General features: G+C 32.5%; 8 protein-coding genes. 5 read left to right on the forward strand and 3 right to left on the reverse strand.

Annotated elements, in window-relative coordinates; all coding sequences use genetic code 11:
* Positions 1-86: 86 nt before the first annotated feature.
* Both kynU and B2G86_RS12710 read right to left on the reverse strand, forming a co-directional pair.
* Positions 87-1,370, reverse strand: a complete 1,284-nt coding sequence (gene kynU, locus B2G86_RS12705; protein ID WP_078358557.1) for a kynureninase — start codon at positions 1,368-1,370, stop codon at positions 87-89.
* A 210-nt stretch (positions 1,371-1,580) separates the two neighbouring features.
* The gene (locus tag B2G86_RS12710; protein ID WP_078358558.1) at positions 1,581-2,216 is read right to left on the reverse strand and encodes an FMN-dependent NADH-azoreductase; all 636 of its coding nucleotides are present in this window, start codon (positions 2,214-2,216) and stop codon (positions 1,581-1,583) included.
* A 239-nt stretch (positions 2,217-2,455) separates the two neighbouring features.
* On the opposite strand from B2G86_RS12710, the gene B2G86_RS12715 reads away from it, so the two are divergent.
* Entirely contained in the window at positions 2,456-3,046 is a 591-nt protein-coding gene (locus B2G86_RS12715; protein ID WP_198931347.1) for a histidine phosphatase family protein, read from the forward strand.
* Positions 3,047-3,266: 220 nt separating this feature from the next.
* Here the strand turns inward: B2G86_RS12715 and B2G86_RS12720 are convergent, their stop codons facing one another.
* Positions 3,267-3,968 carry a GntR family transcriptional regulator gene (locus B2G86_RS12720; RefSeq protein WP_078358560.1) on the reverse strand — a complete coding sequence of 234 codons (702 nt, stop codon included), beginning with the start codon at positions 3,966-3,968 and terminating at the stop codon, positions 3,267-3,269.
* Between the two features lie 152 nt (positions 3,969-4,120).
* Here B2G86_RS12720 and B2G86_RS12725 point away from each other — a divergent pair, with 152 nt between their 5' ends.
* The 4 genes from B2G86_RS12725 to B2G86_RS12740 all read left to right on the forward strand — a co-directional run bounded on the left by B2G86_RS12725 (position 4,121) and on the right by B2G86_RS12740 (position 8,832).
* A complete protein-coding gene (locus tag B2G86_RS12725; protein WP_078358561.1) occupies positions 4,121-6,010 on the forward strand; it encodes a beta-glucoside-specific PTS transporter subunit IIABC in 1,890 nt (629 codons plus the stop codon).
* Positions 6,011-6,023: 13 nt separating this feature from the next.
* Positions 6,024-7,466, forward strand: coding sequence for a 6-phospho-beta-glucosidase (locus B2G86_RS12730; RefSeq protein ID WP_078358562.1), 1,443 nt, complete (start codon positions 6,024-6,026; stop codon positions 7,464-7,466).
* A gap of 151 nt (positions 7,467-7,617) precedes the next feature.
* Complete coding sequence (locus tag B2G86_RS12735; protein ID WP_078358563.1) at positions 7,618-8,013, forward strand: acyl-CoA thioesterase; 396 nt, start codon at positions 7,618-7,620, stop codon at positions 8,011-8,013.
* 15 nt (positions 8,014-8,028) lie between these two features.
* Positions 8,029-8,832 carry a glutamate racemase gene (locus B2G86_RS12740; RefSeq protein WP_078358564.1) on the forward strand — a complete coding sequence of 268 codons (804 nt, stop codon included), beginning with the start codon at positions 8,029-8,031 and terminating at the stop codon, positions 8,830-8,832.
* Positions 8,833-8,945 lie beyond the last annotated feature (113 nt).

Here is an 8,945-nt window from a genome sequence, read left to right on the forward strand (position 1 = left end):
GTGTTAATACCGCCTACGATAATGAAACGAAAGATTTCTCCATATTTCTTGTACATGATGTTGCTCCTTTATAAAACCTTGATTCATTATACGACAAGTCCACGCTTGTTACTATATTGTTCGTATAAATGCTCTTGTGCAATTTCTTTTAAGATTTCAACGACTTTATAAACTTCTTCATATGATGTGTATAAAGCAATAGGTGCTAAGCGTATAACATTTGGTTCTCTAAAGTCAGGTATAACGCCTTTATCTTTAAGTGCCAAACTGATACGATAGGCTTCATCATGAACTAAACAAACATGACCACCACGTTTAAAATCATCACGTAAATTACCAACAGAATAGCCGTAATCTGATAATGCTTCATCAATAAGATACATCAAATATGCTGTGATATGTACTGATTTATTTCTTATTGCATACATACCTATTTCATTAAAAATATTGAGCACGCCTTCAAGTGGTGCCATTGAAAGAATATTAGGTGTTCCTACTTGCCAGCCTGATGCATCTGGTTGATGTTCAAACGTATGATTTAGTTGGAATTGTGTTTCATCTTTGTTTCCAAACCATCCAGCAGTACCAGGATTTTTATTGAAGTGTTTTTTATTAATATATAAACCAGCAGTTGAACCTGGACCTCCTGATAAATATTTATAAGTACACCATACTGCAAAGTCAGCATCTATTAGAGTTAAGTCCATTTCAATTGCGCCAATAGCATGACATAAATCCCATCCGATTATAATGTCACGTTCTTTAGCAGCCATCGTTAATTTTTCCATATCTAGTACTTGTGCAGAACGATAAAGCACGGTAGGTAATAGAATGAGTGCAACATCATCTGTCATAGCATCGATAATTGCATCTTCATCAATAAACATACCATCAGAGCTTGTCACGACTTTAACAGTATCTTCAGGATCTAATCCTTTTTGACGAACTTGACTATCAACAGCATAACGGTCAGTAGGGAAGTTTAAATCATCTACTAATATTTTATATTTCTTGTCAGTTGGTTCGTAAAATGTACTTAAAGCTTGGTGAATATTAGAAGTTGTACTACCAACAATAACGACTTCTTCTGGATTAGCCCCGATTAGAGGTGCCATTTTTGAAGCGATTTGTTTAGAATAATGATAGTATTTACTATCTTCAACGTTCCAAATTTTAATACCTTCCTTTTTCCAAACTTCAAGCGTATTCAGTAGCGCTGCCTCAGCATCTTTAGAAGCAAGACCTAACGAATTACCATCCATATAAATTTCATTAGGCTGTATGTAAAAACGATCACGAACATGATGCAGAACATCTGCTTTATCTAAAGCATGAGCAAACTCTTTTGTTGTATTAAATGCAGTATCCATATGTTTCATCCCCTTAAAAATAATGAATAGTTCTTTAAATATAATTGTATACTTTCATAAGCAAAGTAACAAAGAAAATGTTGATGAATATTTTGAAAGTGATGTAGGGAGTGGAGTTTGGAAGTCTCTCATTTCCTCATTAAAAGTGTATACAAAAAAACTGCCAACAAAGTTTAAGCTTTGTCGACAGAATTATTTATAGTCGTTTTATTAGAAAGTTTTTCCTAAAGCTTTAGCGCGTTCGATACTGTCAGCTTTAATTTCTTCTGCTTTTTCTGGGTTAGCATTATGTCCTTCAACGATTAATCCATCGAAGTCAGTTATGCCATAGAAACTCATCATTTGTCCGATGTAACGGTGACCCATTTCTAATTCAGCTGCTGGTCCTTCGCTATAATATCCGCCACGTGCTTGGATATGTAGCGCTTTTTTATCTGGTAATAAACCAACTGGACCTTCAGCAGTATATTTGAATGTTTTACCTGCTACTGATACTGAGTCTAAATATGCTTTCATTACTGGTGGGAATGAGAAGTTCCAGAATGGTGTAACGAATACATATTTATCTGCATTTACAAATTGCTCACTTAATTCATTAAGGCGACGTACTTTACCTTGTTCGCCTTCAGAAAGTGCATCAAAGCCTGCTCCGGATTGTAGTTTACCCCAACCAGCAAATACATCTGCATCAATTTGTGGAATATATGAATTGTATAAATCAATATGAACTACTTCATCGTTAGGATTTGTAGTTTTATAACTTTCGATAAAAGCTTTAGCTGTTGCCATTGAAAAAGAAACAGTTTCATCATGTGGATGAGCTGTAATGAATAATACTTGTGACATAATATATTTCCCTTCTATTTATAAAAATTAAACTAACTATAATTATTATACTTATATTGTTTTATAAATCAATAGAAATACTCTTTTTAAATTAGCGACTTTTACACTTTACAGAGGATGTTACATTTTTAGAGATAAAAGTATAAAAATACAGAATACAGTGCATGATAATTATAAGATGATATTTTTAGTGGTAGGATATATTTAGAATAATACATATTATGAAAGGATGATGGCACTTGAGTAAGAAGTTATATCTTATGCGACATGGACAAACATTATTTAATGAAAAGAAAAAGATACAAGGGGCATCAGATTCACCTTTGACAAAGCTTGGAATAGAACAGGCACTAATGGCAAAAGCATATTTTGATGAAGCCAATGTTCAGTTTCAATCATTATATTCATCTACACAAGAAAGAGCTTGTGATACATTAGAATTAATATGCCCTGAGAAATCATATGTTAGATTAAAAGGACTAAAAGAATGGAACTTTGGCTTGTTTGAAGCGGAGAGTGAATTATTGAATCCACCACATAAACCTGGTGAAACATCATATGGAGACTACTTCGTTGATTATGGTGGAGAATCAAGTGTAGATGTTCAAAATAGAATGAATGAAACATTAACAGAAATCATGAAAAATGACGAAGCAGATACGATGTTAGCAGTTAGTCACGGTGGAGCTATATTTATGTTCTTACAGTTGTGGTTACCATTTGAGCAAGTGAAAGAAGTTAAATTTACGAATTGTTGTATATTAGAATTTGAATATGAAGATGCTAAATTCAAATTCATACAAGCTATCAATCCAACAGAAGATAAGTAAAGTGAAATTTAAAAAATATATAGTGTGAGACAGACATCTATTTCAATAAAATGATAAGAGGCAGTGACAATCAATTTGTCCCTGCCTCATTTTGTAATGTAATTCGATAGAAACGCACGAAGACTGTAGAGATATCGTGCGATTCGGCTCAAATCGGGTTAAAACGCACGAAGACTCAGAAGATATCGTGCGATTCACCCATATAACCATACACATAAAATTATTTTACAGAAGGTATATAGAATCGTGAGTTTTCGTAATGGAAAATAATTTTAGAATAGTCGAATGGTATGCCTGTACTTGTATAAAATATTTGTTCATATTCTAATGATGGATCGCCTTCGTTTAATTGTAAATGTTCAGCATTACCGGCAGATAGTTTATCTATTTTAAAATAAATATCTGTGAAACCGACTTTTACTTTTAAATTGTTTTCTACGTAATCGAATATAGAACCGTTTGCTATTTCTTCGTTCATATATAGTACAACATTTTTACTGAAATACGAAGTTTCTATACAGAATACTTTGCCATCAACGTATCTAATTCGCTCTACATAATATACAGTTTCATTATCTTGTAATTTTAATTGAGTTTTAATGTGTTCTTCAGGTTTAATTTCAGCTATTTTTAAGACTTTGCTTGTTACTTCGTGACCTTTCAAATCATCTGAAAATCCATCTGCAGTAAATAAGTTTAAGTAGCCATCTCTTTTTGGATTTCTTACATAAATACCGCTTCCTCTTGCTTGGTAAATTAATCCTTCTTTTTCGAGACTTTTTAAAGCGTTAATAATTGTACTCTTACTTACATTAAATTCAGATCTTAATATTTCTACGCTTGGTAATTTGTCTCCAGCTTCATATTGTCCATTCTCTATTAGCTCTTCAATACGTTCAGCAATTAATTCGTACTTCAGCATATTAAACCCCACTTTTCGTTGATAATACTTACATTATAGCATTTGTTAAATTAATAGTGCTATTTAATTTTGTATCTATCTTTACAAATTGTACCGGTATAATTATAATGTAAGAGTATACAAATAGAAAACGAGATAATTGGGGTGGAATTATGGCGAACAAAAACGAAAGAATTGCTAAAGAGATTCTTGAGGTAATTGGCGGGGAAGAAAATATTGTTAAAAGCACACATTGTGCAACACGGTTAAGACTTGTACTAAAAAGGTCAGATCCAACTGCGAATGAAAAAGTAAAAAAAATAGAAGGTGTCGTTACAGTTGTTGAAAATAATGGACAATTTCAAGTAGTTATTGGGAATAATGTTGGAGATGTTCATAAAGCTTTTGATGAAATGATAGGTGGTTCTAATAAGAATCAACAACAAAATGAAACAGAAAATAAAGGAAGTATATTAAATAGAGTTATTGCTACAATGTCAGCTGTATTTGCACCATTTATTTATATATTAGCTGCTGCAGGTATTTTGCAAGGTTTATTGATATTAATTAATTTAATTGCACCATCATTTTCTAAAACAGGAACATATGAAGTATTCAATTTCATATCTTGGGCACCATTTACATTCTTACCAATTTTTATTGCGATTACAGCAGCCAAACATTTTAATGTGAATATGTACATAGCTATTGCATGTTCTGCGGCATTAGTGAGTCCAGATTTTACTGCGATACTCGACAGAATTGGTGATGGAGAAACAGTTAGATTATTCGGTATGCCGTTAACTGAAACTGCATATACATCTTCTGTTTTACCACCATTATTGCTTGTTTGGATTTTATCTTATTTAGAAAAATTCCTAAATAAAACAATTCATGAAGTTGTAAGACCGCTATTTGTACCATTCTTATCTATTATTATTATGGTGCCAGTGACATTGTTAGTAATTGGTCCAATTTCAACATTGGCAGCACATGGTATTGCGAATGGATACAATTCACTTGTTGAAGTTGCACCTTGGTTAGCAGGGGCAATTATTGGTGGAGTATGGCAAGTGTTTGTAATATTTGGTGTACATTGGGGAATTACACCAGTTGTTCTTGCAAACTTTGAACAACACGGAAGTGATTCATTCCAAGCTTATCAAACAATCGCTGTTATAGCGCAAGTTGGTGCGGTTGTAGGTGTATTTATTAAAGCGAAAAGTCAAGAAGTTAAGAGGGTATCATCATCTGCTGGTATCACAGGTATTTTTGGAATAACAGAACCCGCAATATATGGTGTGAACTTAAGATTTAAAAAGCCATTTATCATTGCCTGTATTAGTGGTGCAATTGGTGCATTTGTGGCCAGTTTCTTCAATCCAAAATATTATGCTTATGCAGGGTTGCCAGGACCATTAACAATAGTAAATGGTTATAATGCAGATAATGTATCGTCAATTTGGGGGATTTTAATTGGTACTGCTATTGCGATTGTGTTACCTATTATACTCATTCAAATTTTTGGTTATGGTGAAGATACAACTGAACAAGTTGAAACTGCTGATGCAAATCAATCGAACGCAGTCGTTCCAAATGAAAAATTAGAAATTGAAGTTTATTCACCAGTATCAGGAAATATTGTTCAACTTGAAAAAGTACCAGATCCAGTATTTTCAGAAGGTTTAATGGGTAAAGGTATAGCAATAGAGCCAAAGGATAATACAATTTATAGTCCAGTAGAAGGAAAAGTAAGCATGATTGCACCTTCTAAACATGCTATCGGAATTAATACTTTAGATGGGGCAGAAATTTTGATTCATATCGGTCTTGAAACTGTTGAGCTTAACGGTGAAGGATTTGAAGTATTGGTATCAGAAGGCGATGAAATATCTCAGGGTATGCCTTTAATTAAATTTGATAAAGATTCATTAGAAGAAAAAGGATATAACACAATTACGCCGGTTATCATCACAAATAGTGCAGAATTTAGTGAGATTATACCGGTTAACAACGCGAAGTCTAATAAAGGCGAAGTAATTTTAAATATCATTAAAATATAAAGGAGTTTTTAAAATGGCTAAATTAAATAAAGATTTTCTATGGGGTGGCGCATTAGCTGCCAATCAATTTGAAGGTGGATATGATCAAGGTGGTAAAGGTCTAAGTGTTCATGATGTTATGACTGCGGGTGAACATGGTAAAGCGAGAGAAATTACAGAAACGATTGAGGCGGATAAATTTTATCCAAATCATGAGGGTATAGATTTTTATAATAGATTTAAAGAAGATATTGGTTTATTCAATGAAATGGGATTAAAATGTTTACGTACTTCAATCGCTTGGACACGTATTTTCCCTAATGGTGATGAAACAGAGCCTAATGAAGAAGGTTTGAAATTTTATGATGATGTGATTGATGAATTGTTAAAATATAATATTGAACCTGTACTAACATTGTCACACTTTGAAATGCCATTACATTTAGCTCGTGAATATGGTGGTTTTAGAAATCGTAAAGTTGTAGATTTCTTTGTGCATTTTGCAGAAACGGTATTTAATCGTTACAAAGATAAAGTTAAGTATTGGATGACTTTTAATGAAATTAATAATCAAATGGATACGAGTAATCAAATATTCTTATGGACAAACTCTGGAGTAACTTTGTCAGAAGATGAAGATGCAGAAGAGGTATTATATCAAGTTGCACATAATGAATTAATTGCTAGTGCACTTGCTGTTACAAAAGGTAAAGAGATCAATCCTAACTTTGTCATTGGGAATATGATTTCACATGTACCGATTTATCCTTATTCATGTAATCCAAAAGATATTTTAGAAGCAGAAATTGCAAGTCGTTTAAGATACTTCTTCCCTGATGTTCAAGTAAGAGGTTATTACCCTGGTTATGCATTGAAGATGTTTGAGAAAAAAGGTTACGACATTAGGTGGCAAGAAGGCGATGACGAAATCTTGAAAAACGGTACTGTAGATTATATTGGATTTAGTTATTATATGTCTACTGTCGTTAAACATGATGCACAACAAAGTGTTGAAGATAATGTTGTTAATGGAGGATTACCAAATTCAGTTGAAAATCCATATATTAAAGTCAGCCAGTGGGGATGGGCAATTGATCCAGTTGGACTCAGATATACATTAAACGCGCTGTATAATCGTTACCAATTGCCATTATTTATAGTAGAAAATGGTTTCGGAACGACTGATGAGTTTAAAGAAGATGGAACAATTGATGATCAAGAACGCATTGATTATTTAAGAGAACATATTAATGCATCAATCGAAGCGGTAGACGAAGATGGAGTCGAGCTAATGGGTTACACACCATGGGGCATAATTGATATCGTATCATTCACTACTGGTGAAATGAAAAAAAGATACGGTCTTATTCATGTAGATCGTGACAATGAAGGCAAAGGAACACTGAAACGTACTAAGAAACAATCATTCTATTGGTATAAAAATGTAATCAATACAAACGGTGAAGAACTGAAATAAGAACATTGGGGCTGGGGCAAATTAATTTGTCTCAGCCTCTTGTCATTATATCAAAGGTTGATTTAGCGACGTATTTTAAGTAATAATAGTAAGTGCATAGAAATAAAATTATCGTAAAATAATGAAATGAATGTTTGAAGGAGTCTTTTTAATGCAAGAGAGAAAACTAGTCGCGGAAAAAGAAATTGAAATCAATATATACGACATAGATGCCATGGGTATTGTAAGTAATATAGTTTATGTGAAGTGGTTTGAAGATTTAAGAACTGCATTTATAAATCAGTATATGACTCACTCAGAAATGATGAAAAATAATATATCACCTATATTGATGAGAACAGAAGCGGACTATAAAGTACCACTAACTATACATGATAAGCCAATAGGAAGATGTTGGTTAGTCAAAGTAAGCAAGTTAAAATGGGAACTTGAATTTGATATTGTTACACAAGATAACGTTCATTGTATCGGTTATCAAAAAGGTGGATTTTATGATGTAGTTGATAAAAAAATAGCACATACACCAAAAGTATTTTTAGAAATTTAAGTAAGGGGATAAAATATGTCTAAACTACAAAATGATTTAATTAAACCTATCGCTGTTTTTGATGCTGGCCTTGGAAGTTATTCAATCGTTGAATTATTAAGAAAAGAATTTCCTGCTCAAGATTTAATTTATTTAGCTGATCGAAATCAATTCCCATATGGAAGCAAATCTAAAAGTGAATTAAAAGAGGTTATAAAGACTACTATTCATTATTTAGAAAAGTGGAAACCAAGTGCAATTATTATTGCTTCAAATGCCCCGACAATTACAGTGTTAGATGAAATTAAACATGAATTTGAAACTAAAGTAATTGGTGTGTATCCACCAGTAAAAGAAGCAATTGAGAAATCTAGTTCTAAACAAATAGGTATACTAGGGGCACAATCATTAGTTGAAAGCGAAGAAATAGATGAATATATTCAAGGTGAATCATCTGAAAGTAACGTCTATAAATTTAATGCTTCTCCATTAATTGAACTTGTCGAGTCGGGTAAGTTCATTTCAGATAAGTATCGTACTTTAATGACTGTTAAACAATTTATCGATAATATTTTAGAAAATCATGAAGAAATGGATGTATTTACGTTATCATCAACACATTTACCATGGTTATATAGTTATTTTAAAGAATTATATCCTCATATTATGTTTATAAATCCTGCTCATACTATTGTAGAAAAAGTTCAACAGAACACTTCAAAAGGAAATGGTCAGATAAAATCCTTAGTAACAACGAATGAAGATTATACAATGGAAGACTTTGAAACAATGCTTGGAATGTTGAATATTCAATTGGAAATAGAAGAAATAGAAATATAATAAAGGAGCCCCCAGTCTTGAGTGAAGACTGGGGGTTTTTTTGATAGAAATGACAGATGACTTGATAAATAGAGTCCGTGAATTTATCAAGACAGGTCCAACATGATAAATAG

It is taken from the genome of Mammaliicoccus fleurettii, assembly GCF_002018435.1.
In the GTDB taxonomy this organism is placed as follows: Bacteria; Bacillota; Bacilli; order Staphylococcales; family Staphylococcaceae; genus Mammaliicoccus; species Mammaliicoccus fleurettii.